This is a genomic window from Neisseria sp. P0022.S010 (assembly GCF_051956635.1).
The window spans coordinates 1-462 of the sequence record NZ_JBQCXF010000884.1; the positions used below are offsets into that span (position 1 = coordinate 1).

A 462-nucleotide genomic window follows, 5' to 3' on the forward strand; every position below is an offset into this window, starting at 1 on the left:
AGCGGCAAGACGATGGCTATTCGGGCGATGTTGATGACGCCGGGAATCCGCTCCCTCAGATTACCCAGCTCTTGAAGATTGGCTCTGTTCATAAGTGAACCTTTTTTATTTTCATGCAATGTCGTAGTAAATTTAATTTATTTGAATATATTGGTTTTTGCCTTAAGACAAACTTTTCAGACGGCCTGATATTTCCAATACTTTGCCTTTTTTACCGCGCTTGCCGTCAATATCGGCAATCCGCAGTTTTTCCTGATGCTCGGCGCCGCGCCGGCCGACCGATACAACGGTAAACTCAGGAGCAGTCGTTACCATAACGTGTTCCAAAGACGCGCCGTCGGTCAGCGACATCAACTGCAAACCGCGCCCTTTGGGCATGACTTTGAGTTCGCCGATGGAAAACGCCAAGAGGCGGTGGTCGCTGCTGGCCAGTACGATTTTGCAGTCGGGATTGATGAGCGA

Annotated in this window: 1 pseudogene; it reads right to left on the minus strand. The window is 49.4% G+C overall.

Features of this window, described 5'->3' with window-relative positions:
- Positions 1-162: 162 nt before the first annotated feature.
- A pseudogene (locus tag ACTHUT_RS21920) lies at positions 163-462 on the minus strand (DNA topoisomerase IV subunit A); the annotation flags it as partial.